Origin of the sequence: Psychromonas sp. MME1, assembly GCF_041080865.1 — a bacterium.
In the GTDB taxonomy this organism is placed as follows: Bacteria; Pseudomonadota; Gammaproteobacteria; order Enterobacterales; family Psychromonadaceae; genus Psychromonas.
In genome coordinates this window covers 3,467,988-3,490,503 of the sequence record NZ_CP160906.1, presented here as the reverse complement: position 1 = coordinate 3,490,503, position 22,516 = coordinate 3,467,988, and the positions used below count along the sequence as shown (strand labels likewise).

The 22,516-nt window shown below is 39.3% G+C and carries 27 protein-coding genes and 1 pseudogene; 11 read left to right on the top strand and 17 right to left on the bottom strand.

Going from position 1 to position 22,516, the window contains the following annotated elements; genetic code table 11:
- The first annotated feature begins 65 nt into the window (after positions 1-65).
- Positions 66-326 carry a 30S ribosomal protein S20 gene (gene rpsT, locus AB2N10_RS15975; protein WP_354623347.1) on the top strand — a complete coding sequence of 87 codons (261 nt, stop codon included), beginning with the start codon at positions 66-68 and terminating at the stop codon, positions 324-326.
- Between the two features lie 96 nt (positions 327-422).
- Here the strand turns inward: rpsT and AB2N10_RS15970 are convergent, their stop codons facing one another.
- The 6 genes and pseudogenes from AB2N10_RS15970 to AB2N10_RS15945 form a co-directional block, all read right to left on the bottom strand.
- Positions 423-683 carry a DUF4404 family protein gene (locus tag AB2N10_RS15970; RefSeq protein WP_354623346.1) on the bottom strand — a complete coding sequence of 87 codons (261 nt, stop codon included), beginning with the start codon at positions 681-683 and terminating at the stop codon, positions 423-425.
- 54 nt (positions 684-737) lie between these two features.
- Entirely contained in the window at positions 738-962 is a 225-nt protein-coding gene (locus AB2N10_RS15965; RefSeq protein ID WP_354623345.1) for a hypothetical protein, read from the bottom strand.
- A 1-nt stretch (position 963) separates the two neighbouring features.
- Positions 964-1,943, bottom strand: a pseudogene (epmA, locus tag AB2N10_RS15960) (elongation factor P--(R)-beta-lysine ligase).
- A 94-nt stretch (positions 1,944-2,037) separates the two neighbouring features.
- Entirely contained in the window at positions 2,038-3,231 is a 1,194-nt protein-coding gene (locus AB2N10_RS15955) for an amino acid ABC transporter substrate-binding protein (protein WP_354623344.1), read from the bottom strand.
- A 12-nt stretch (positions 3,232-3,243) separates the two neighbouring features.
- Positions 3,244-4,017, bottom strand: a complete 774-nt coding sequence (locus AB2N10_RS15950) for a VacJ family lipoprotein (RefSeq protein ID WP_354623343.1) — start codon at positions 4,015-4,017, stop codon at positions 3,244-3,246.
- A 13-nt stretch (positions 4,018-4,030) separates the two neighbouring features.
- Entirely contained in the window at positions 4,031-5,311 is a 1,281-nt protein-coding gene (locus AB2N10_RS15945) for a hypothetical protein (RefSeq protein ID WP_354623342.1), read from the bottom strand.
- A gap of 315 nt (positions 5,312-5,626) precedes the next feature.
- Here AB2N10_RS15945 and frdA point away from each other — a divergent pair, with 315 nt between their 5' ends.
- Genes frdA through frdD form a run of 4 tightly spaced genes read left to right on the top strand, consistent with a single transcriptional unit; the run spans position 5,627 to position 8,929 of the window.
- A complete protein-coding gene (gene frdA, locus AB2N10_RS15940; protein WP_354623341.1) occupies positions 5,627-7,402 on the top strand; it encodes a fumarate reductase (quinol) flavoprotein subunit in 1,776 nt (591 codons plus the stop codon).
- The gene (locus AB2N10_RS15935) at positions 7,402-8,139 is read left to right on the top strand and encodes a succinate dehydrogenase/fumarate reductase iron-sulfur subunit (protein WP_354623340.1); all 738 of its coding nucleotides are present in this window, start codon (positions 7,402-7,404) and stop codon (positions 8,137-8,139) included. The genes frdA and AB2N10_RS15935 overlap by 1 nt, the downstream gene beginning before the upstream one ends.
- A 10-nt stretch (positions 8,140-8,149) precedes the next feature.
- On the top strand, positions 8,150-8,539 hold the full coding sequence (locus AB2N10_RS15930; RefSeq protein ID WP_354623339.1) for a fumarate reductase subunit C: 390 nt from the start codon (positions 8,150-8,152) through the stop codon (positions 8,537-8,539).
- 12 nt (positions 8,540-8,551) lie between these two features.
- Entirely contained in the window at positions 8,552-8,929 is a 378-nt protein-coding gene (gene frdD, locus AB2N10_RS15925) for a fumarate reductase subunit FrdD (protein WP_354623338.1), read from the top strand.
- Between the two features lie 181 nt (positions 8,930-9,110).
- On the opposite strand, the gene efp is transcribed toward frdD, so the two are convergent.
- A complete protein-coding gene (gene efp, locus AB2N10_RS15920) occupies positions 9,111-9,680 on the bottom strand; it encodes an elongation factor P (protein WP_354623337.1) in 570 nt (189 codons plus the stop codon).
- Positions 9,681-9,708: 28 nt separating this feature from the next.
- Between efp and epmB the strand changes: the two genes are divergently transcribed.
- Positions 9,709-10,725 (top strand): EF-P beta-lysylation protein EpmB, encoded by a 1,017-nt coding sequence (gene epmB / locus AB2N10_RS15915; RefSeq protein WP_354623336.1) that lies wholly within the window; start codon positions 9,709-9,711, stop codon positions 10,723-10,725.
- Between the two features lie 41 nt (positions 10,726-10,766).
- Positions 10,767-11,084 (top strand): hypothetical protein, encoded by a 318-nt coding sequence (locus AB2N10_RS15910; protein WP_354623335.1) that lies wholly within the window; start codon positions 10,767-10,769, stop codon positions 11,082-11,084.
- Between the two features lie 73 nt (positions 11,085-11,157).
- On the opposite strand, the gene AB2N10_RS15905 is transcribed toward AB2N10_RS15910, so the two are convergent.
- Both AB2N10_RS15905 and AB2N10_RS15900 read right to left on the bottom strand, forming a co-directional pair.
- Positions 11,158-11,337 (bottom strand): DUF5610 domain-containing protein, encoded by a 180-nt coding sequence (locus tag AB2N10_RS15905; RefSeq protein WP_369434093.1) that lies wholly within the window; start codon positions 11,335-11,337, stop codon positions 11,158-11,160.
- Positions 11,306-11,794 (bottom strand): DUF5610 domain-containing protein, encoded by a 489-nt coding sequence (locus tag AB2N10_RS15900; RefSeq protein WP_369434092.1) that lies wholly within the window; start codon positions 11,792-11,794, stop codon positions 11,306-11,308. The genes AB2N10_RS15905 and AB2N10_RS15900 overlap by 32 nt, the downstream gene beginning before the upstream one ends.
- A 275-nt stretch (positions 11,795-12,069) precedes the next feature.
- On the opposite strand from AB2N10_RS15900, the gene AB2N10_RS15895 reads away from it, so the two are divergent.
- Together AB2N10_RS15895 and AB2N10_RS15890 are read left to right on the top strand one after the other, a co-directional pair.
- Entirely contained in the window at positions 12,070-12,450 is a 381-nt protein-coding gene (locus AB2N10_RS15895; RefSeq protein ID WP_369434091.1) for a flagellar brake protein, read from the top strand.
- Positions 12,450-12,821 carry a PilZ domain-containing protein gene (locus AB2N10_RS15890; RefSeq protein ID WP_354623333.1) on the top strand — a complete coding sequence of 124 codons (372 nt, stop codon included), beginning with the start codon at positions 12,450-12,452 and terminating at the stop codon, positions 12,819-12,821. The genes AB2N10_RS15895 and AB2N10_RS15890 overlap by 1 nt, the downstream gene beginning before the upstream one ends.
- Before the next feature lie 349 nt (positions 12,822-13,170).
- Here the strand turns inward: AB2N10_RS15890 and AB2N10_RS15885 are convergent, their stop codons facing one another.
- The 6 genes from AB2N10_RS15885 to AB2N10_RS15860 form a co-directional block, all read right to left on the bottom strand.
- Complete coding sequence (locus AB2N10_RS15885) at positions 13,171-13,554, bottom strand: DUF3461 family protein (RefSeq protein WP_354623332.1); 384 nt, start codon at positions 13,552-13,554, stop codon at positions 13,171-13,173.
- Positions 13,555-13,691: 137 nt separating this feature from the next.
- Positions 13,692-14,183, bottom strand: coding sequence for a transcription elongation factor GreB (greB, locus tag AB2N10_RS15880; protein ID WP_354623331.1), 492 nt, complete (start codon positions 14,181-14,183; stop codon positions 13,692-13,694).
- 237 nt (positions 14,184-14,420) lie between these two features.
- Positions 14,421-14,675 (bottom strand): hypothetical protein, encoded by a 255-nt coding sequence (locus AB2N10_RS15875; protein ID WP_354623330.1) that lies wholly within the window; start codon positions 14,673-14,675, stop codon positions 14,421-14,423.
- A 379-nt stretch (positions 14,676-15,054) separates the two neighbouring features.
- On the bottom strand, positions 15,055-15,558 hold the full coding sequence (locus tag AB2N10_RS15870; RefSeq protein WP_354623329.1) for a PEP-CTERM sorting domain-containing protein: 504 nt from the start codon (positions 15,556-15,558) through the stop codon (positions 15,055-15,057).
- Between the two features lie 277 nt (positions 15,559-15,835).
- Positions 15,836-16,453, bottom strand: a complete 618-nt coding sequence (locus AB2N10_RS15865) for a PEP-CTERM sorting domain-containing protein (protein WP_354623328.1) — start codon at positions 16,451-16,453, stop codon at positions 15,836-15,838.
- 333 nt (positions 16,454-16,786) lie between these two features.
- On the bottom strand, positions 16,787-18,238 hold the full coding sequence (locus tag AB2N10_RS15860) for a RimK family protein (RefSeq protein WP_354623327.1): 1,452 nt from the start codon (positions 18,236-18,238) through the stop codon (positions 16,787-16,789).
- A gap of 74 nt (positions 18,239-18,312) precedes the next feature.
- On the opposite strand from AB2N10_RS15860, the gene AB2N10_RS15855 reads away from it, so the two are divergent.
- Positions 18,313-19,407 (top strand): GNAT family N-acetyltransferase/peptidase C39 family protein, encoded by a 1,095-nt coding sequence (locus AB2N10_RS15855; protein WP_354623326.1) that lies wholly within the window; start codon positions 18,313-18,315, stop codon positions 19,405-19,407.
- A 46-nt stretch (positions 19,408-19,453) separates the two neighbouring features.
- Here the strand turns inward: AB2N10_RS15855 and AB2N10_RS15850 are convergent, their stop codons facing one another.
- Entirely contained in the window at positions 19,454-20,197 is a 744-nt protein-coding gene (locus AB2N10_RS15850) for a metallophosphoesterase family protein (RefSeq protein WP_354623325.1), read from the bottom strand.
- A gap of 9 nt (positions 20,198-20,206) precedes the next feature.
- Positions 20,207-21,079, bottom strand: a complete 873-nt coding sequence (locus AB2N10_RS15845; protein ID WP_354623324.1) for a carbon-nitrogen hydrolase family protein — start codon at positions 21,077-21,079, stop codon at positions 20,207-20,209.
- Positions 21,080-21,104: 25 nt separating this feature from the next.
- Here AB2N10_RS15845 and AB2N10_RS15840 point away from each other — a divergent pair, with 25 nt between their 5' ends.
- A complete protein-coding gene (locus AB2N10_RS15840) occupies positions 21,105-22,475 on the top strand; it encodes an NCS2 family permease (RefSeq protein WP_369434090.1) in 1,371 nt (456 codons plus the stop codon).
- Positions 22,476-22,516: the final 41 nt, after the last annotated feature.

The following is a 22,516-nucleotide window of genomic DNA, read 5'->3' as shown; positions in this document are numbered from 1 at the left end:
TGTTACAAGGCATATTCCTCGACCTTTGATTATCCCTTGTTATACAGAATTTAGGAGTTAAGGTCTTGGCTAATATCAAGTCTGCTAAAAAACGTGCTTTACAAGCTGAAAATAACCGTAAACACAACGCAAGTCGTCGTACAATGATGCGTACTTTCATTAAGAAAGTTGTTACTGCAATTGAAGCTGCAGATAAAGAAGTAGCTACTTCTGCATTTGTAAAATTGCAATCAGTTTTAGATAGCTATGCAACTAAAGGCTTAATTAGCAAAAACACAGCTGCTCGTAAGAAAAGCCGTCTTGCTGCAAAAATTAAAGCACTTTAATTAATAGTAGGTTTTTAAGCCTCTATTGAAGTAAGTAAAATAAAGCTTTTTAATAAAAAACCGACTTAATGTCGGTTTTTTTATTTTTATTAAAAACTAAATCCCCATTCCCGATAATGCGTTTAATAAATCTTTAACGACCTTACCTACAATAGGATTACTCTCTTCAAACAGCACTAACTGCTGCGCTATTTTTTTATCTCTAATATGCTGAGCAGGGTCTCTAGCCGCTATAGCCTTTTGCAATTGATCATGTACCTGTTTTAATTCACCTGCAGTACACTCATCCGCAATCAAACCTTCATCTAAAATTGCAGATAACTTTTCAAATTCAGATTTTACTTTGTTTATTGCCATAAAAACCTCGATTAATTACTAGGACTTATCAATAGTGTAGCTTGAAATAACAGATTAATTTTTTACTATTTTAAAAACATGATCCAACAAACGTGCTAAAACTAAAAATCCTACGACAAAAAATAAACTGAGTAACATCAAACCCAATTTAAACCATTCATCGGCAGCATAATGTTGCAAATAGAGAGAAGAGATATAAATAGCGACTAGCCAGTAAACAATGCGCAGCAAATAGCCCAGTAGATGATAACGTCTATCGGTTAACCATAATTTACCCATTTTATGCTCCACTAATGGTAAAACTGACCACATCTTTAATGTGTTTACTGTCCGTTGCTAACATAATTAATCGATCCACCCCCAACGCTACGCCCGCACAATTTGGTAAATTCGCTAAAGAGTCAATGAAGTGATGGTCTATCGGCATCGTATCGAGCCCTTTTTCGCTACGTAAACGGTTATCAACTTGGAACCGTTTGAGCTGTTCCAGGCATCACTAAGCTCATGAAAACCATTAGCCAGTTCGATACCTTGGTAATAGACTTCAAAACGTTCAGCAACACGGCAATCATGCTCAGATATTCTTGCTAACGCCGCTTGAGAAGCTGGAAAATTATAAACAAAACAAGGCTGTTCTTGTGCAATAACGGGCTCTATCGCAACACAGAATAGCAACTGTAAAATAGTATCGCGATCGCGTTCATTATTTAATACATCTCCTAATTCGAGACATTGCCCAGCCTCAATTAGTTGAGGAATCGTAGCTGCTAATGGGTCAACATTTAATACTTCAAGAAAAGCATCTTGATAGGTACAGCGGCGTGCAGATCGACAATTGAGCAATAATTGCAATAACTGATCCATTTCATCCATTAATAAAAAGTGGTCAAACCCGACTCGATACCATTCCAGTAATGTAAACTCTGGATTATGGAAGCGCCCCGATTCCTCATTACGAAATACCTTACTAATTTGAAAGATAGAGCCACTGCCAGCTGACAACAGCCTTTTCATGTGGAATTCTGGCGATGTTTGCATGTACAGCGGTACGCCTAAGGAATGGCTTTGACCATCAGAGATAGCTGGGCCATTAAATAGCGTTTTAAAACAAGATAGATGAATGTCCGTCACCCCCGCTTGGCTTAATACGGGAGTTTCTACTTCTAATAAGCCTCGTTCCACAAAAAAATAGCGGATGGCTTGTACTATTTTTGCACGCTGTTGCAGCTGTTCTATAGTTGCGCTCGGTAACCAATTCATTTTATCTCCTTTGTTCGCCCTAGTTTACTCAATAACGAATGTTTCGGAAATAAAAACAGATAGCGTTTCAGTTACTTGTATAAGAAAGAACGAATTAACGTTCCTCCCATGGAAGTAAAAAATTAATTTGCGCTTCCGCAAAAATATAGGGCAGCACTAAACGTCTTTGATTATTCTGCCACTGTAACGCATACATTGCTTTACCTATTTGCTTGCCCGTTGAATCAACGCGATAACGACCAACAATAGAGAGAAAACTCATACTTTGTAACTGTTTGCGCATTTTATCTTGATCAAGTGTTCCGGCTAAACGTACAGCCGCCTCGAGGACTTCCCCTGCGGCGTAACCACCAGCGGCATTGCTATCCGCAGCGTGGCCATAAATATGTCGATAACGAAAGTCAAAATCAAATGCCAACGGAACCCTTACCGCGTGTATCCATGGTGTAAAGCCAATAATATTTTCTGCATCATCTCCTAACGCTTCACCAAATGCAGCGAGAGACGGACCTGAAGTAAAGCCAAATGCCAGTGGACTAAAATGTTGTTTTTTACTCTCGCGAACAATCGCAATGGCATCGTCAAAGTAAGTTGCTCCTAAGACAAGTTGCGGTTTTTTCTGGACAAGTTTTTTAATCAGTTCTGAAAAATCACTACGCAGACTTGAATATTGTTCAAAAACAAGTAGTTCAATGTCCATTTTTTCTGCCGCTTTCTTCGCCCCCATTGCGACCTCACTGGTAAAAACACTATCCTGAAAAACGATCGCTAGTGTTTTTAAGCCACGGGCTTTTGCCACACGTAAACCATCAACTAAATACTGTTCAGCAGGTAAATCCACCTGAAATATATTTTGATAGCCTCTATTCCAAATTTGCGATGCTGCAGCCGTCCCTGATACCATCGGCATTTTATATTTCTCGGCAACATCACTTGCTCTGAGCGTGACATCGGATGAGTAGGGACCAATCAATAAATCAACGCCATCGACATTAATCAAGCGCTCGTATAATTTAGCACTTTGTTCTGGATCGGATTGATCATCATAATGGATTATTTCGATATCTTTGCCAAGTAAAGCACCTCTAGCATTAACATCATTCGCCCACATTTTTATGCCTCTGAGCAAATTTTCTCCTTGCTCTTGATACACGCCAGAGAGCGATGCGGTCACACCGACTTTTATCAGTTTATTATTAGGTGCCGCACTTGCCGTCATCGCGAATACAGTCACTGTTAACGCCGCAAAGATGATAAATTTTATGGTGTTTCTATAGATAAATATCATTCTGCTTATTCCTTATTTTTCAACATCAAGCTGACGTTTAGCGGTCCATAATTTGCGTACTAACTCATACTCAAACGGAGATCCTGTCTGATAATAACGAAAGGTAATATTAGAGCGCGTATCAACCGCGTTAAGTGCATCCCAAATCAGCTCCTCTTCCCATTTCATATTTAATTGGTCGCGAAGATTACTCATCACAATAGAATCTACACCAAGCCCGATACTATCACGCACAGATGAAGGGCCTAATAATGGCAATACTAAATAAGGACCAGAGCCTGAGCCCCAATATCCCATGGTTTGTCCAAAATCTTCCCTGTGCTTCGGTATTCCCCAATAGCTGGCCACGTCAATCGTGCCAAGAAGACCTACCGTTGAATTAGTTAAAAATCGCCCTGCAGTTTGGTAACTTTTGGTTAGCTCCAATTGCAATAGACTATTGATAAAAGTGGTGATTTCTCTGATATTTTCAAAGAAATTATGAATGCCATCTTGCATCAGCTCTGGTGTAACATATTGATACCCTTCAATAACGGGTAGCAGCACATAACGGTCAGCCCGATAATTAAAGCGATACATTGTGCGGTTGAATCCTTCCCATGGATCGTATACATCAGCTAAGACGAAATCGTGATCATCGCTCACTGTTCTGGCTGAGTCAAAATAGGCTGGCTCAGGTTTATCCCCTTCTACTTGCGGCACACTGCTGCAAGCAGAAATAAATAACAGCGTCAGTAGCGCTAAAATAAAATGTATGTATGACCGAGTTATTGTGTTTCCATTCATCTGTATCATCCTTTTACTGCTTAAACACACTAACCATGTGCGCGACATTATCTTTATGCGCCATATTGCCGCAATGCCCCCCTTTAGGGTAAATTTTTGCTCTATCACCAAAAACCCGTATGAAAAAATCTATTTCCCCTGGCTCGAGAATAATATCGTCAACGTTGTGCATTACCTCTATTTTGCTACTATTTTTAAAATAAGATTCCAGTGCATGTAAATTCATTAACGCCGTAAAACCATCCCTATTTAACTGTGGATATTGAGCTTTATAATAAGGATAAAAATAACCATGGAAATAATCCGTAAAGCCAAGTTGATAGGAAACAATTGCGTAATGTCCCGGCGAGCTATTTATCCCCATAGTGACATTCTTAGGCACTATAAAACCACTTTTAGTCATAATATCAGAGGTGTAAATTAAGTTAGCCGAGGAAACTCTAAATGATACGCCAATTAGCGCGGCAAGCTCTTCATTAGTAGGGTCAACCGCTTTATATGCTTGAAATAGAAATTCACTATCCATCTCAACACCATCATTTTTTTTATAAACATGACCAATTTCCTGCAACAAACCTTCGAAGAATTTATTGAAATTATCAGGTCCTCCGGGAATGTTTTGACTCATTCGATCAAGCAGTGAAATCGAGTTATACAATGAAACTGGTGGGTTAATTAATAGGACCTTGCGAAAATTAAAGATCCGACGTTCTTCATCAAGTTTACTAACAAAAGCGCTATTAAAACCACCTAAACTGTAACCAGTCAGATAAAAATCAGAGACTTTAATATCCTGCTTGGCTTGACTCCAAATAGCTTCCATAACACGGTACAGATCTTTCGCATCTTCATAGGCGTTGCCTGGGACACCGTTTTTAGATGCCGCAACAATAAAATTCATGTAGGTTGGAGACGAGAGTGATACCACATGAAAGCCTGCATGATAAAAGGCTCGTGCCATATCGATATTTTTTCTACCATTATGGGAGGCGCCAGTACCTGCAATCAGAAAAACTAATGGAGCGGGATTTTTTTGCCAAGCCGTAGAGTAATTTAACTGATCATCGAAAAAAAACGGTTCGGGAACCTCTCTCTCGGGAAATATCGTAATGCGTTGGTTTACCAATGGGCTTTCTTTTGCAAGATCAGCCTGCACCTCTGGTAGCGTACCGACTACCGTCGCTTCATAGGCACTGTATTGCGCACCCAATGTAGGAAAATAATAGCTATCCTGATTCGAGTAACAGATTGTTGAAAACAATCCGAGTAACAATAATGTAACTACCTTGTTCATTGATATAATCCTTTTTATATTTAATGCCTCAGCACCTTCAGCAAAAAATCCTATTTGCGTCATTAATTGTAAGCTATAACCACTATGGAAGTGAATTACATCGATCACTTCCTGACTTTGCAACTTGAAGCAGCATGGGTATATTATGCAATAATTATATATTAAATTTATTTTTCAATATGAACAGATATTTATATTTTTTCAGCAAAATAACTCCTATTTAAACCTACTTATTGAAAACCTTACATTTCTCACGGAAAATAGCAGGTGTGGTGATACACTCAATTATCATAAAAATTTGATGGGAGGTAAGGTGTGCAGATAATTAAAACTGATGTAGCTATTATAGGTGCGGGTGGTTCAGGATTACGGGCTGCAATTGAAATTGCAGAAAATCATCCAGATCTTGAAGTAGCCTTAATTTCGAAGGTTTACCCAATGCGCAGTCATACGGTTGCAGCGGAGGGAGGGGCTGCAGGCGTTGCCCAAGATCATGACTCTCTTGAAAACCACTTTCATGATACCGTTTCTGGTGGTGATTGGCTTTGTGAACAGGATGTTGTGCAATATTTTGTCGAAAATGCAGCCAAACAATTAACCCAATTAGAGCACTGGGGTTGCCCTTGGAGTCGCAAAGAGGATGGATCCATTAACGTTCGCGCTTTTGGTGGGATGAAAATAGAACGCACCTGGTTCGCTGCCGATAAAAGTGGTTTTCATATTCTCCATACTCTCTTTCAGACGTCTCTACAGCACCCTAAAATCACCCGTTATGATGAACATTTTTGTTTAGACCTACTCGTTGATGATGGCAAGATACAAGGTGTACTTATCCTTGATATTGCCGAAGGTGAAGCCAAACTTATCCAAGCGAAATCTGTGATTATGGCAACCGGTGGGGCTGGTCGAGTTTATACCTTTAACACCAATGGGGGCATTGTAACTGGTGATGGTATGGCACTTGCGTATCGTCATGGTGTTGCACTACGTGATATGGAGTTTGTGCAGTATCATCCAACCGGATTGCCCGGAAGCGGTATTCTGATGACAGAAGGATGTCGTGGCGAAGGGGGTATTTTAACCAATAAAGACGGCTATCGCTATTTACAAGATTATGGTCTCGGACCTGAAGTTCCGGTTGGGCAAACTAAAAATAAATACATGGAATTAGGCCCACGCGATAAACTCAGCCAATGTTTTTGGCAAGAGCAACAAAAAGGCAATGTCGTCAATACCCCACGCGGTGATGTTGTCTACCTCGATTTACGTCATTTAGGGGAAGCCAAAATTAATGAACGTCTCCCCTTTATTCGTGAATTAGCAAAAGCCTATGTTGGCGTAGATCCTGTCAATGAACCAATTCCAGTTAGGCCTACTGTACATTACACCATGGGTGGAATTGAAACCGATGCCAAAACCGCGACCAAATTAGCAGGCTTATATGCGATTGGTGAATGTGCTTCCGTCGGCTTACACGGTGCAAACCGCTTAGGTTCAAACTCGTTAACTGAATTAGCGGTGTTTGGTCAACTTGCTGGAGAGCAAGCAGCTAACTATGCACGTGAAGCTAAACATGAAAAAATAACACCTCTGCGTAAACAAGCTGAAGATATCCTAGCCAAGACAGAAGCGCTGCTGCACAGCAATGGTAGCGAAAAAATGGCCGACATTCGCAAAGAAATGGGGGATAGCATGGAGCAAGGCGTTGGTATTTACCGCACCAAAGAATCGATGCAAGCAACCATAGAAAAACTAGCAGAACTGAAGCAGCGTTATAAAAATATTCAAATCAACGATAAATCCAGTGTCTTTAATACTGAGTTTTTGTATGCAATTGAACTCGGTTATCTACTTGATACCGCTGAAGCGATGGCTCATAGTGCGATTTTACGCGAAGAGTCGCGTGGCTCTCATCAACGCATTGATGGCTTTGAAAAACGCGATGATGTTAATTTCTTAAAACATTCACTAGCCTATTATCAAGCTGACAAGGCCCCTAAAATAGACTATTCATCGGTCACAATCACCACCAGTCAACCGGCAGAAAGAGCCTACGGTGCAGCAGGTGACAAAGCGCAGGAGAAAGCTTAATGAGTGAACAAACTATTGAAATTGAAGTGCTTCGCTATCGTCCTGAAATGGATAACGAGCCCTTTAAACAACGCTTTGAAATCCCCTACAGTGCAGACTTATCAGTACTAGAGGCATTGCAATACATCAAAGATCATCTCGATAGCAGCATTAGTTTCCGCTGGTCGTGCCGAATGGCGATTTGTGGCAGTTGTGGAATGATGGTCAATGGCACTCCTAAATTAGGCTGCAAGGCTTTTTTACGCGACTATTATCCCAATACAGTGAGTTTAGAACCTCTAGCTAACTTTCCGATTGAACGCGACTTAGTTGTCGTCATGGATGATTTTATTGCCAAATTAGAGTCGGTTAAGCCCTATATTATCCCTGAAAATGATAAATGCTTATCGGAAGGAGCTTACCAACAAACACCTGAGCAGATGGACAAATACAAACAATTCTCAATGTGCATTAATTGCGGTCTCTGTTACGCAGCCTGTCCACAATATGCGTTAGACAATAAATTTACAGGTCCCGCAGCCTTAGCATTACTGGCAAGATACAATCGTGATAGTCGTGATAATGGCGAAGCGCAGCGCATGAAAATAGTTAATCAAGAAGAAGGGGTTTGGGGCTGTACCTTTGTCGGTTATTGTTCTGTTGTTTGCCCTAAAGATGTTGATCCTGCTGCTGCAATCCAACTCTTAAAAGTTGAAAGCAGTAAAGATTATTTAATTGGCATGTTCAAACCCGATTAAGGAGAAAATAATGAGTAAACGTAAACCCTATGTACGAGAGCTCCCCAATGATTGGTGGATGAAGCAACTCTTTTACACTAAATATATGATTCGTGAGGGCACCAGTGTGTTAATCACCATATATTCACTTATTTTAGCTTGGGGCGTGTTACGTCTTAGCCAAGGTGAAGCAGCCTTCAATGCGTGGTTAGAAGCCCTGCACAACCCCTTTGCTATTTTGCTGCATCTGATCATGCTTGTTTTTGCGCTCTACCATACGGTGACTTGGTTCTCTTTAGCGCCCAAGGCCGCAGATTTATGGATTAAAGGCAAGAAGCTTGAAGATCAAACCATTGTTGCTGCACACTATGCAATATTCGCTATCACAACGGTATTTTTCTTATTGGTGATCACCCTATAATTGGAGGCACAAATGACAGATAACAGAGAAAAGCAATATATACGCTCCCATGAGCCCATTTTTTGGGGGTTATTTGGTGCTGGCGGCATGTTGACCGCATTTATAACACCGATTATGATCTTAATTACAGGTATATTGGTGCCACTAGGCATTATCAATCAAGAAAATCTAAGCTACGAAAAATTACACGGTTTTGCCACGACTTGGTATGGGGCAGTAATTGTATTCATTTTAGTCGCATTACCGTTATGGCATACCTTACATCGCATTTTTCACGCGTTACATGACCTGGGCATTAAACGGGGACGTGATTGGCAACAGGTTATCAGCTATGGCTTTGCATTTGCGGTGAGTGTCTTTGTATTTACCATACTATTGCAGATGTCATAAAAAAATCCCCCTGTTTAGCCAAACTAAACAGGGGGATTTTTTTACCTCAATATGCTTTGTCAGGCAGTAGCTCGGATAACAGAGCAAGGCGCAACATGAAGTAATTGTTATTCACTTTTCAACTGTTACAACGCCGGACTGATTTTCGAGCTAAAGCCCATAGGGCATGGGTATATAATGCTTATTTCTTCACACGACCAACATATTCGCCACTACGTGTATCAACCTTAACGACTTCACCAATCTGAATAAACAACGGCACACGAACCACTGCCCCCGTTGCTAATGTCGCAGGCTTACCGCCCGTTCCAGCCGTATCACCTTTTAGACCAGGATCTGTTTCAGTCACTTCAATTTCAACAAAGTTAGGTGGAGTAACCGCAATTGGATTATCATTCCAAGTAATGATTGTGCACATGTCTTGCTCGATTAACCATTTCGCATTATCACCAACGGCTTTCTGATCCGCCGAAATTTGCTCAAATGTATCATTATTCATGAAATGAAAGAATTCACCATCGTTATAGAGGTAAGCAAGGTCAATCTCCATCACATCCGCAGAATCAACCGATTCGCCTGACTTAAATGTTTTTTCGATTACTTTTCCTGACAGTAATTTACGAATTTTAACACGGCTAAATGCCTGACCTTTACCCGGTTTAACAAATTCATTCTCGATAATTGCACAAGGCTCATTATCTTGCATGATTTTTAGCCCTGCTTTAAATTCACTGGTACTATACGTTCCCATATTAACCTCTATATAATTTATTTTAAAAATGGCACAAATAATTACCGTGAATAATACCGATGAGTTAGCGTCTTGGCAAAAGGAACTCGCTAATGCAGTAAAAAACCCGCTTCAACTCCTACAATTATTAGATATTTCCAGTGAAATCGCACCATTTAGTCTAAAAGCGAAGAAAGCATTCCCCATGTTAGTGCCAATGCCCTTTGTTAAAAAAATGGTAAAGGGAGATATTAACGATCCGCTACTTAAACAGGTGTTGCCAATCACTGATGAAGAGTTCATTGCTGACGGTTATTCAATTGACCCTTTACAGGAGCATGACAATGGTTTGTCAGGCTTATTACACAAATACCAAAGCCGTGTATTACTTATTTTAAAATCGGGTTGTGCGGTTAATTGTCGTTACTGTTTTAGACGACACTTTCCCTATCAAGACAATAATATTAATAAGCAGCAGCTACAGGAAATTATTACCTACATAAAAGCGCACCCAGAAGTTAATGAAGTCATTTTAAGCGGTGGCGATCCCTTAATGAGTAAAGATGAATTTTTACAACATGTCATTACGCAACTTGAACAGTTACCACAATTACGTCGCTTACGAATTCATACCCGTTTACCAGTTGTTATTCCTAACCGAATCACTGCCTCGCTTATAAGCATGTTACAGAATACAAGGTTAAAGGTGATCATGGTATTACACATTAACCATGCCAATGAGATAGATAATGCGTTAAAAATAGCACTGCTTAAACTCCATCAAGCTGGTATTCAACTATTAAATCAAAGTGTGCTATTAAAAGGGGTTAATGATAATGGCCAAGCTTTGATTGCGCTCAGTGAGAAACTCAATGAAGCCAACATCCTCCCTTACTACCTCTTTTTATTAGATAAAGTACAGGGTGCTAGCCATTTTGATATAGAAGAAAAAAGTGCACAACATTTAATGAAAGAGATGAGTATCGCCTTGCCAGGTTATTTAGTACCTAGACTAAGTCGAGAAATTGCAGGTCAGCCAAGTAAAACGGTTATTGATTCGCTATAATGAAATCATTTCCGAGTAAATAACCATCAATAGGATCAAAAATGTCTAAAAAACGCGTACTTGAGCAGTTAAAAGAGAATATAAAAATAATTTATCACAAAGCCGTTGATGCCGATAAACAACTTGAATTGCTGCGCAAGCAAGATAAAGCCGCTTTTGCACAAATTTTTAGTGCGGATAGTGATTTTAAAAATCATTCCACCACCTTTCTCCCCTATGTCGAGGAGTTAGCGGCAAATCTACAGGAGATTCAAACAGATAATGAAGACCATTTTAAAACACTGCTCCCTGCAATTGTGGTCAAAATTGAGTTACTTTTTAAAACTCTCAATGCATTTAAAGAGAATCTAAAAGCTTAATCGCTCGTTCCCCATTTTAAACGAATCCCGTTACTGCAAGTAACGGGTCAACAAACCACCGTCAATATAGCTACTACTCGGCTTTTTCCTCAACCTGCTCTGCATCATCGGGGCCTTTAAGAAAATCCTCTAATCCCTTTTGAATAATCTCGTAAGTTTTGTCAATATTATCGGCAATTTCTCCTTCTAATACTTTTAACCCCCCTAGGACATCCCGGGCTTCAGAAAAACCTTGATCTATCCCCCCCCCCAATAAGCTCAACAAAAGAACGTTTCGCTTCCTGCTCATCCATTTCAGGATGCTGCCCTTGGTAAGCCGAGAAAAACTGCGTACTAAACGAAAGGATACGCTCCGCGGTCGCTTCGGGACTAAAATCAATGTCAGATTTTTGATAGGTATCTTCAACCGTATTCTCGACCCCCATATTTTTCAATACGTCGTTAATACCCTGCAAAGCCGCTTTTAAAACTAAGGTATTGGGTCTATTGGCGATAGTCTCATTAAATTGCAAAGATGATTGCAAAATAGCGGCATTGAGCTGTTTTTTATTAATCGCAATTGCAGATGGATCTATTTTTTGCGCTTTATCAGACTTAGCATTCTCTGATACATGTTTATCGAGGGAAGCGTGATCTTTATTACCATTTTCTTTCGCCAGGGTACTTACCGCTTGGCCGAAAGAAGCATTAGAATTGATTGAAGAAACCATAACACGCCCTCTTTATAACGATTGAATAATAAGTAATGCCCAACAAAATAGAGCACTTCGATGATAAATTAATACAATACCTATTTTGTTTATATATCGACCAAATTAAGCAAAACTTTAATCTGCATCTTTATATTTTATACCATACAAAAAAATAACGGCATTAATCTTCGTTTGCCAAACAACCTATTCTCTGTTACTAATCCTAATAACAACTATTAATGGCAATTTTTACAACTACAATATCGTTATTGAGCGAATAAATGGAGCAACCATTGGACAAGGATAGTCAGCTAGATAGTCAGCTAGTTTCCACACTTTCTCCTAAAAAAGGAGTTGAAACGACCATTAACAGTAGCGATGGCATTGATATGATAAGCCATGGTAGCGAATTTACGATCAATATCATGACACCTGTTGGCATGAAATTGATGAGTAAAACTAAATTTATAGGTTATCACTCTAACAACCTCATACTACTTGAAGTTCCCAATATTTCTGAAGACAAAAAAAATGCTTTTTTTCAAGAAGGATTTTTGATGAATGTCCGTGCAATTTCTCAAAAAGGCGAAGGGGGAATCATTCAATTTCGCAGCCAAATAATGCATATACTCAGTGGTGTTATTCCAATGATAATTATCTCTGTTCAGGGGTAATGAAACTTCGTCAATTAAGAAAAGAGCCGAGATATGAGGTGAGTTTAACGGGGTATGCAACAGTTAACGGGAAAAAAGTGGAAACCGAAATACGCGATCTATCTAAGGGTGGCTGTCGTTTTATTATTTCAGCCTTAGCCAAAAACATCGAGATTGGTGAAGAAGTCACGATTGATATTTTTACTGATCCGAAGAAAAAACAAAATCAGCTATCGCTCAGTGGTCGTCTATGTAATTTACAGAGCTCGCTTCACTACTCCAAATACGGTTTAAGATTCGACCTAGCAGGCCAAGATCACGTGAAAATATTACTTAGTAATATGAAGTTTAATGGCACTAAATTCGTATTGAAAAGTGAAATTGCACCGTAAATTACAGCCCTGATAAGCAATCAACTATAAAGTCAGGGCTATAACTATAGCCATCTGCGTTGTTATAAAATCTCTATGTAGAATAACTACACTTAAATTTGATGCCTCACATCTCGGCACCCTTTTTCTGTTGATTTTGCATCTTGAAGTAGCATGGGTATAATACCAATTCCAATAAATAGCTGATCTATTTTACTGGTTAAAACAACTTACTGCTGCGTTGTAATTTTCGCAAAGGGAATAACCATTTACGTCAAATTACGCCTTGAATTAAGCTGTTTTTCCTACGCAAAATTTAGATCACATACTTACCGGAGTTGGTATAAGTGATACTTTCATTGTATCAATATTATAACTTATCGAGTTTTGATTCTATCTCAGCTATTTTGCTTGCGACAACCGCCTGTAAATGTTTTAAATCGTTTAATATTTGTTGTTTCAACTCTTTTTCACTTTTTACCTGTACCGTTAATGTATCAAGCTCTTGAGTAATGTAACGTAGTGAACTATTTATTTCATATACATTACGAAAACCACGCCCCCCATGATCTGCGCTTATTTTTTTGTGCTGCCTAGGAAATTTAAATTTAACGCTACGAGAGAAAAATTGATGTGCTCCTTTATCTTTTTTAAAATAGATCTTTAAAATATCGTTATCACCTTCCTGACGAATACTATAACGCTCAATTTCATCAACATTTGTTATGCCAATACTTTGTAAATTTTGATACATAATAGATCCTTATCATGGATTCCAGTCAAGCCAGTTCAGCTTAGCAATAACATAAGCTTAGCCTATGTTATTAGGAAATAAGTTATGCCGATAAAAATAGTAAGCGGACAGTTCAAATAATTTACAATTAAAAACGTTTAAAAATCATATTCAATTTTATTAACATACCAGCAAGCACGACCGGCGGGTGTTATAACTATCGCCTCATCATCAACTTCACATTTTAATAGTGCACGAGCCATCGGGCTATCAACTGAAATATAATCTTTACGCTGCTGCAACTCCCCACGCTGATAAATTTCATCTGGCCCTACAATCTTAAAGCGCTTCTGTTCACCATTTTCATTCTCGATTTCAACCCATGCACCAAAAAACACTTTACCTTGTTGCGCTAACTGTGGCGTAATCACTTGCAATTGTTCAAGGCGCTTAGTTAAAAAACGAATACGCGAATCTATCTGCCTTAAAATTCGTTTATTTTCCTTATAATCTGCATTTTCAGATCTATCTCCTAAGCTAGCAGCCCAGGTGACCTTCTGTGTAATTTCAGGACGGTATTCTTTCCATAAATAATCCAATTCACTCTGTAACTTTTTAAACCCTTCAGGGGTGATCAAATTAGTTCTCAAAATCGCTTTCCATCTCATTAACAATGTTATTTTAAGTCAGTCAATGATAACGGGTATGTGCTGGTGTAGTAAATTATTAAGAATATAAATGTGCACTTCCACGAGGAATAAAATGGCAGCGAATATATCTGGATAATAGAGGAGAGGATATGTGTCACTTGATTGGTATTACATTAAATAAGCATGTTACTACTAGCTACTGGTAGTCACCTCCCTTACCCTACACTTTTAAAAGTGTTAAATAGTAATATCAATATGCCCATCAGGCTTAACATCTTGTGACTCTTGCTGATTATCGCTGGCCGGTTGTATTTTTTTTACTTTAATCGAGTGAAGAGAATGGGTGCTTTCTTCAGCCATTTCGGGAGAAAAATTATTTTTACGGTTAGATGCTTGATACTCTTTCACTTTATGAATAACAAGTTTCGCATCATTAGAAGGCTTAAACACATAAGCACGGTTTATAAAATCGACGATTAAATGCTGACTCATATTACCTCCTTATATTATTAATACGCTTAGTTAGTGTATCGGCACGTGTAAGATATTCTTAACTATTTAATAAATATTATTATACCAATCCGCATAATATTATGATCATAGTTTGTTGAGGAAAAATGAGGAATAGCAAGGCGCATGATTGAGTATGTGATCTAAATTTTGCGCAGGAAAAATGTCTTAATTTGAGGCGTAAGTTGACGTAAATGGTTACTCCCTTTACGAAACTTACAACAAAAAAGTAAGTTATTTTAACCAGCAAAATAGCTCGTCTACTTATGCGGATTAGTATTACTTCAGTAACGCAGAAAAGCAAAAAATGATGAACTTAAAAAACTCAAGTTCATCATTTCAAATTATAAAAATGAAATTTTTATTTGGCAGAACGTTTGCGACGGCTAAAGCCCAAACCAGCCAAACCTAACCCCAAAATAGCCAATGTAGCAGGCTCTGGAACAGTCACATTCTTCACAGTAAGTTGACTATTAAAACCATTATCAAGAACATTTTGCACGCCAAAGGTAAGTGCGCCAGTGAAAGCAGAGTCAAACTGATAAGTCATCCAACCTGAATTTCCATAATCACCCACACTACTCACCGAAGCCAATGTTGTTTTTACCCCATCTAAACCAAAATAACCATAATCATCATAAGGAAGATAATCATTTGCTTTAAAATACCACTCAAATGATAACGCATCGGTAACGTCAACAGACATCCAAGAGGTTGCATTCAACAACGCATTATTACTAGATATTGACGTGACCCCTGAAGTAGTCGCTGTCGTCAAATCAATAAGCGTGGCCTGTGCTGTGTTCGCCATTAGCGCTGTAGAAATTACAACAGCAGTAGAAAGCATTTTAATATTTTTTAACATAGTATTTCCCTATTACTATTAACCACAAAAGGTATTTTTAATAAAGCACAATTTATGCCAACCACAAATAACCAACCAAAAACAAACACTTACAAAACAACCAATTTATATATAACTCACAACTGTAAAAAAAACTGACAGGAAAATTCGAATATTGTGACCATAACTTGTTGAAGAAAAATGAAGTAAAGCAAGGCGTATGATCGAGTAATAGCTGTCCATTGCAATTAAATGTAATGCAGCTATTACTTATCAATTAGATTAACTTTTAATTTGATTAACGAGACTTTTTCTTTCTTGAAAAAGCAACGCCAGCTAAGCCAAGACCAAGCACTAACAATGTAGAAGGCTCTGGAACAGGGACGCTTTCATTGACAACAATATTATCATATCCAACGCGGTTACGGTAACCTAGCGCATCAAATACGACATAACTTAGCGCTTGAAAAGCCTGTGATAGGTTTAACGTAGTAAATGAGAATTGGTTATAATCAGCAACGGTAAACAATGAGTTTGCGATAAGATTCCCACCGGCATCAAAACCATTCACAGATAACTCTGACGCAATATTTCCACCATTTAAGTAACCACTGGTAAAATCAAAGCTATTCAAATCAAAAAGTACCCCATCTGTTTGTTCCATTTTAACAGAGGATAAACTCCCACCATTAACCCAGTCCATTAAATGAACGCTACCATTATCAACGCTTTCGCTATCAAGATTCCTTGCCGTTCCAAGAGATCCCTGACCTGTAACATCGGTAAAGGTAAAACCATTAGAAACGATAGCTGTTTGCCAATAGTTATAATCTGAATTGCTATTAAAATCGATTACCCCCGCATTTGCACTCCCTGCTGCGAAAAGCATTGTCACTAATATTACTGTTTTTTTCATTTCCGTTCCTTGGATTAAGTTTGACATACACCAAGCGCATAGCAAAAATCACACCAACAAAATAAGTAATTGTTTTGAAATGAATTTTTATAAAAACAAAAATAACAATGTAAAAATTACTGACACTTAGCCTAATTAGGTGATGAGTACAAATTAGGCATAGAGGAGCACAATCGAAAATATCGATACATTGATGACTGGCTCATCCCTACCAACAAGCACCTTTCTATTAAAGATTAATTTGTACGGTAGGTCTGATTTACACTTTAACAAAAGAGTTGCGCTAACCATAACAATTAAGATGGATAATCAATAGCGCAACCTCTTGATGTACTACAAGCCGCGAAGCTGGATCCTTCTTAAAAATTCAGTCATAACACGATCGTAAACTAAATCACCTAAAAATAGATCCTCGACACCATGGTCGATACTCGGATTATCATTGACTTCGATGACGTAAGCTTTAGCGTCGATCTCTTTTAAATCGACACCATACAAACCAGCACCGATTAAATTAGAAGCTTTAACCGCTGCATCCACTATATTTTGTGGCACCATTTTTAAATCTACACAATCAAAATCCCCACTGCTAACGCGACCACTTTGATGATGTTGGTAAATCTGCCAATGACCACGACTCATAAAGTAACGGCAAGCAAAAATGGGTTGGCGGTTTAACACACCAATACGCCAATCATAGTCGGTAGGCATAAAGGCTTGCGCCAAAATAAGGGCACTATGCAAGAATATTTTTTCAGCTTGTTCGATTAAGGTCTGTCGATCCTTAACTTTCACAACCCCGAGTGAAAATGCACCATCGGGTACTTTAAGCACCACAGGTAATCCGATACTATCAATAACATTATCAACCCAGTTTTGATCAGAAGCTTTAAATATCAAGCTCTTTGGCACGGGTACATTATGCTTATTCAATAACTCAGTTAAAAACACCTTATTCGTACACTTCATAATAGATTCGGGATCATCCATGACCACTAACCCCAGTTTTTCCGCCGTTTTAGCAAAACGGTAGGTAAAATTACTGATATTAGTGGTGGAACGGATAAACAACCCATCAAACTCACCTAAACGACCGAGATCATGAGCACCTATTTGTACTAAGTCCATACCGATACGGTTAGCCGCTTTGGTAAATAGCTTTAAAGCACCTTTATCCGATGGCGGCATTTTTTCATTTTCATCCACCAACATCGCTATTTCATAACGATAACGTTTAGAGGGTTTAGGTAAACGCCAGACCTTTTGTGAAAACACCTCAAGGTATTTAGCAAATAAATCTTGTTCTGAATCGGTTAAATCCTGAAACGCAGCAGGTTCAATCAGATCCACTTGCCATTTATCAGAAATTTTTAACAAACGAACTTGTAAAATTGGCACTGAAAAACGTTCAAATATTTTACGAGCAAGGCGTTCCAGCAATGGATTGTCACAAAATCCAAAATAAAGCTTCATTGATATTTCATGAACTTCATCGGAAAGTTTATTTAATCCCGCTTGTGGCAAACTAAAGAAATGGTCGTGAGATAAATCATTAATCGTCATCACTCGTGGAATAACCCGATGACCACGGGCTTCAGCCATCAAAGAGCAGTAATAACCTGTGCTTAAATAATCATAACTGCGGCACAAATTGACCACTTGCATGGCATTTTTTTCGGAAAAAGCACCCATCTCTAAATAGTCATGAACGGTAACCATCTTGTCACTGGGTAAATAAGGTCGCCAATCATTAACATCATCGGTAACAATTAAAAACTGAGCCATAAATATCTATTGCCTCTTGTGGGGTTTAGCGTGTAAATTAACCTACTGTTATGATTGCCAACTAGAGCCTACTCATGCTACTTCGTCAAGCTATATCAAGCGATTTGCCTCAACTTAACCTGATCGAACACAACGCTTTTAGCGGTGATAAAATCAGCCCTCGACAAATGAAACGTTTTATCAACTCACCACTGGACTACTTATTAGTGGTCGAGGTGGATGGAATACTGGCAGGCTATGCCCTAGTCTTGTTTCATCGAGGAACGCGTCTAGCACGACTCTATTCACTTGCCGTTAGTACCGAATTCAGGGGGCGTAATTTCGCCTTTGAACTGATAAAAAAATGTGAACAAATCGTGGTCGAACGAGGCTTTATTATCTTACGCCTAGAAGTGCGAAACGACAATATAGCAGGCAAAAATCTTTATCTAAAAATGGGCTATAAAGTACTGAAAACACTCGTACATTACTATGATGACCTCGCCGATGGTGTGCGTATGCATAAACGCTTAGATCCCCCCGGACCGAGTAAAGTGATTAAGATGCCATTATACGTACAGACAACCCCCTTTACCTGTGGGGCTGCGTGCGTCATGATGGGCATCAGCGCAGTCAATCCAAGCTATCAACCGAGCCGCATTGATGAATTACGTATTTGGCGTGAAGCGACCACTATATTTATGACCAGCGGTCATGGGGGTTGCAGCGTACATGGCCTCGCACTCGCAGCGATAAAACGCGGTTTACACATTGAAATGTACAGTCGTTCAAATTCAATCCCCTTTATCGATAGTGTACGCGATGGCAATAAAAAAGAGGTGATCAGCATCGTGCACAACGATTTTTGCCAGCAACTTACCGAGCAGGGCGTGCAGATTAATAACTGCATCCCTACCCTTACACAGTTACGCGATTGGATAGATCAAGACTATGCGGTGCTACTGATGATCAGTACCTACCGTTTTGATGGCGAAAAAGGGCCACATTGGATTATATTAAACGGCTATAACGAACAGTTCATGTTTATTCACGATCCCTTTGTCGAAGTACAAAAAGATGCTATCAACTCCGTCTATGTGCCCATTAGTCAGTCGGAATTAATACAAGTTATACAATACGGCAAACAAAAACAGGTCTCCTGCCTTGTCATTAAATCACAGCAGGAATAAGTCAATAATTTAAAAAAAGAGCTATCGACAACTGGTACGGTTAACTTTATAAAGATCTGCCAGTTGTTAAACAATAAGCCCAGTCATTTCGGTTTCGCTTTAGCGCTTCATTTGCCGCTTTTTCGTAATCATAGGCTATTTTAATATGCTGTACTGACCACCTATTTTTGTAACATTCCACAATCGCATAAGTAGCATGAGGAGTAAAACTTTCCATTACATGTTTAACGGGTTGATCATCACGATATGCGGGTAATCCAACACTGCCAGGATTGACTATTAATTGCTGCGTACTGGTGAATAAAGTTCTGGCTGTATGTGTATGCCCACAAAGAATAACTTCTGAACTCTGCCCATTAAGCAGTGCGACTATTTCTTGATCGGAACGCACCTTGGCATAACCGCTATCGACATTTTCTAACAGGTAGATCAAATCATCAACGGGCGTTCCATGACAAAGAAAGATGCTTTCGTTTAATTGATAGTTAAAAGGTAGTTGTTTCATCCATTTTAGCGGCTGATTACCCAGCTCATTTAGAATAAACTGCAGCGTAGGGTTCGATGCTATATCACTCTCTTTGGCCTCATAAATTTGCCGTTCCTGATTCCCCCTGATGGTGATGAGTTCGTTTTCCATGAGAAGATCAAAGGTTGCCCGCGGTGCGATCGGACCATATAGAATATCTCCTAAATTAACGGAAAAATCCACACCACGGCGGCGAACATCCGATAAAACAGCTCCGAGCGCATAAACATTACTATGAATATCAGATAAAACGGCTATCCGCATACCATCTCCTTATATACTAACTTTCACCGCACTTACTTCATTACCAAGCAAAGTCGTTAACACTAAACAGGGATCTTTTGAATCAGAATTAAATACAATCTGACCATTTGCATCCCAAACCGTATTGTTACCACAAGCCTGCCAGCCACCTGTTTGAGAAATATGATTACTCAATAACACAGGAAACCTATACATTGTGGCTATATTAGCTAATATTTCAGCATCGCACTGATAACCTGATTCGGAAATTAACGCACTCACAATGTAGATATCAGCGCCACCATTGGCAGCGTGGCTCGAATGCTGAGGAGATGAAAAATCAGCGCACACAGCTAATCCAATTCGATAACCATTAATATTAAACAGGTAATCAACACTGCCTGAAGAGCAATATTCCCCCTCCGAGTCATGCAGATATTGTTTCGAATAAAACTCAACATTGCCATCTGGGAAGCAAATTACCGAACCTATCGTTGGTTTAGCATTTTTTTTAGCTACGAGAGGGCAACCAACAACAATAATAATATTATGTTCAATAGCAGCGCACGATAGTTCCACAAAGCTATCTCTAGACTGACTAAAAGCAAGCTGTTGAGCTAATTCAAGCTCGTAACCTGTCAATGATAACTCAGGAAAGACGACAACATTAGCCCTAAGATTTGATGATAACTCAATCATTTCAAGATGATTGGCAAGGTTTTCGACCAAATTACCCTTAATCACAGGAACCTGAGCCAAGCTAATCGTAACCATTGATTTCAACATTCCAACATTTATCCTTAAAATTTCATCGCTTTGAGCAAAATGCGCTCTGCTATCGGTAGCGTATTTATATTTAACTCTATTTATGTGAGAATGCGCGCACAAAAACTTCTCAGTCAATATAAGCCAATTAAGGAATATTTCAATGTCTCAGGACAATCCAGCACAGATAAAAAAAACAACAAGCTTAGAGGATAAACTCGATAATTTTTTCAAAATAAAAGCGCGAGGTAGTTCCATAAAAACAGAATTAATCGCTGGCTTAACGACCTTTTTGGCAATGGTTTACTCGGTGATTGTTGTACCAAGTATGCTCAGCGCCGCAGGTTTTGATGCCGGTGCGGTGTTTATCGCCACCTGTTTAATCGCAGCATTTGGTTCATTATTAATGGGGCTATGGGTAAACCTACCAATGGCTATCGGCTGTGCAATATCATTAACGGCATTTACTGCATTCAGTTTAGTGATAGGCCAAGGGGTCAGTGTTGAAGTTGCACTGGGCGCGGTATTTATCATGGGCGTTGTCTTTACATTAATCACAGTTACGGGCATTCGCCAGTGGATATTAACTAATTTACCCCTTGGCATCGCCCACGGAACAGGGATTGGTATCGGTTTATTCCTATTACTCATTGCTGCCGATAGCTCTGGGCTTATTGTTAAAAATAGTCATGCAGGTTTACCCATCGCCCTTGGTGATATTAACTCCTTTTCTACGGTGATGTCTGTACTTGGCCTTGCGGCTATTTTCGGCTTGGAGAAAAAACGTATACCAGGCGGTATTTTATTAGTCATTATTGCTATTTCTATCATTGGCTTACTTTTTGACCCCAATGTCACCTATAATGGATTTTTCGCGTTACCTAGCTTAGAAACCGCACAGGGTGACACACTAATAGGTTCAATGGATATAATGGGCGCCTTAACCCCCACTATTCTCCCCGTGGTCATTGCATTAGTAATGACGGCAGTTTTTGATGCAACGGGCACCATTCGCGCACTAGCAGGGCAAGCAAATTTATTAGATAATGATGGACAAATCATTAACGGTGGTAAAGCGTTAACAGCTGACTCGGTAAGCTCGATCGTTGCTGGAGCCGTCGGTGGGGCACCTGCCGCAGTTTATATTGAATCGGCAACGGGTACAGCTGCTGGCGGCAAAACAGGCTTAACTGCCACTATTGTCGGCTTACTTTTCTTAGTGATGATTTTCTTTTCACCGGTGAGCTATTTAGTCCCCGCTTACGCAACGGCGCCTGCACTAATGTACGTTGGCTTATTGATGTTAGGTAATGTCTCTAAACTTGATTTTGATGATTCTGTGGATGCACTGTCTGGGCTTGTCTGCGCGGTGTTTATTATACTCTCAGCAAACATCGTAACGGGGATCATGATTGGTTTTACCACACTCTTAGTGGGACGTATTTTTGCAGGCGAGTTGAAGAAATTAAATATGGGTATCATTTCGATTACGATTGCACTGATCGTATTTTACGTTGGTGGGTGGGCGATTTAACTCCAGCAGATAACCTCCATTAAATAAAAAAGCGAACCTAT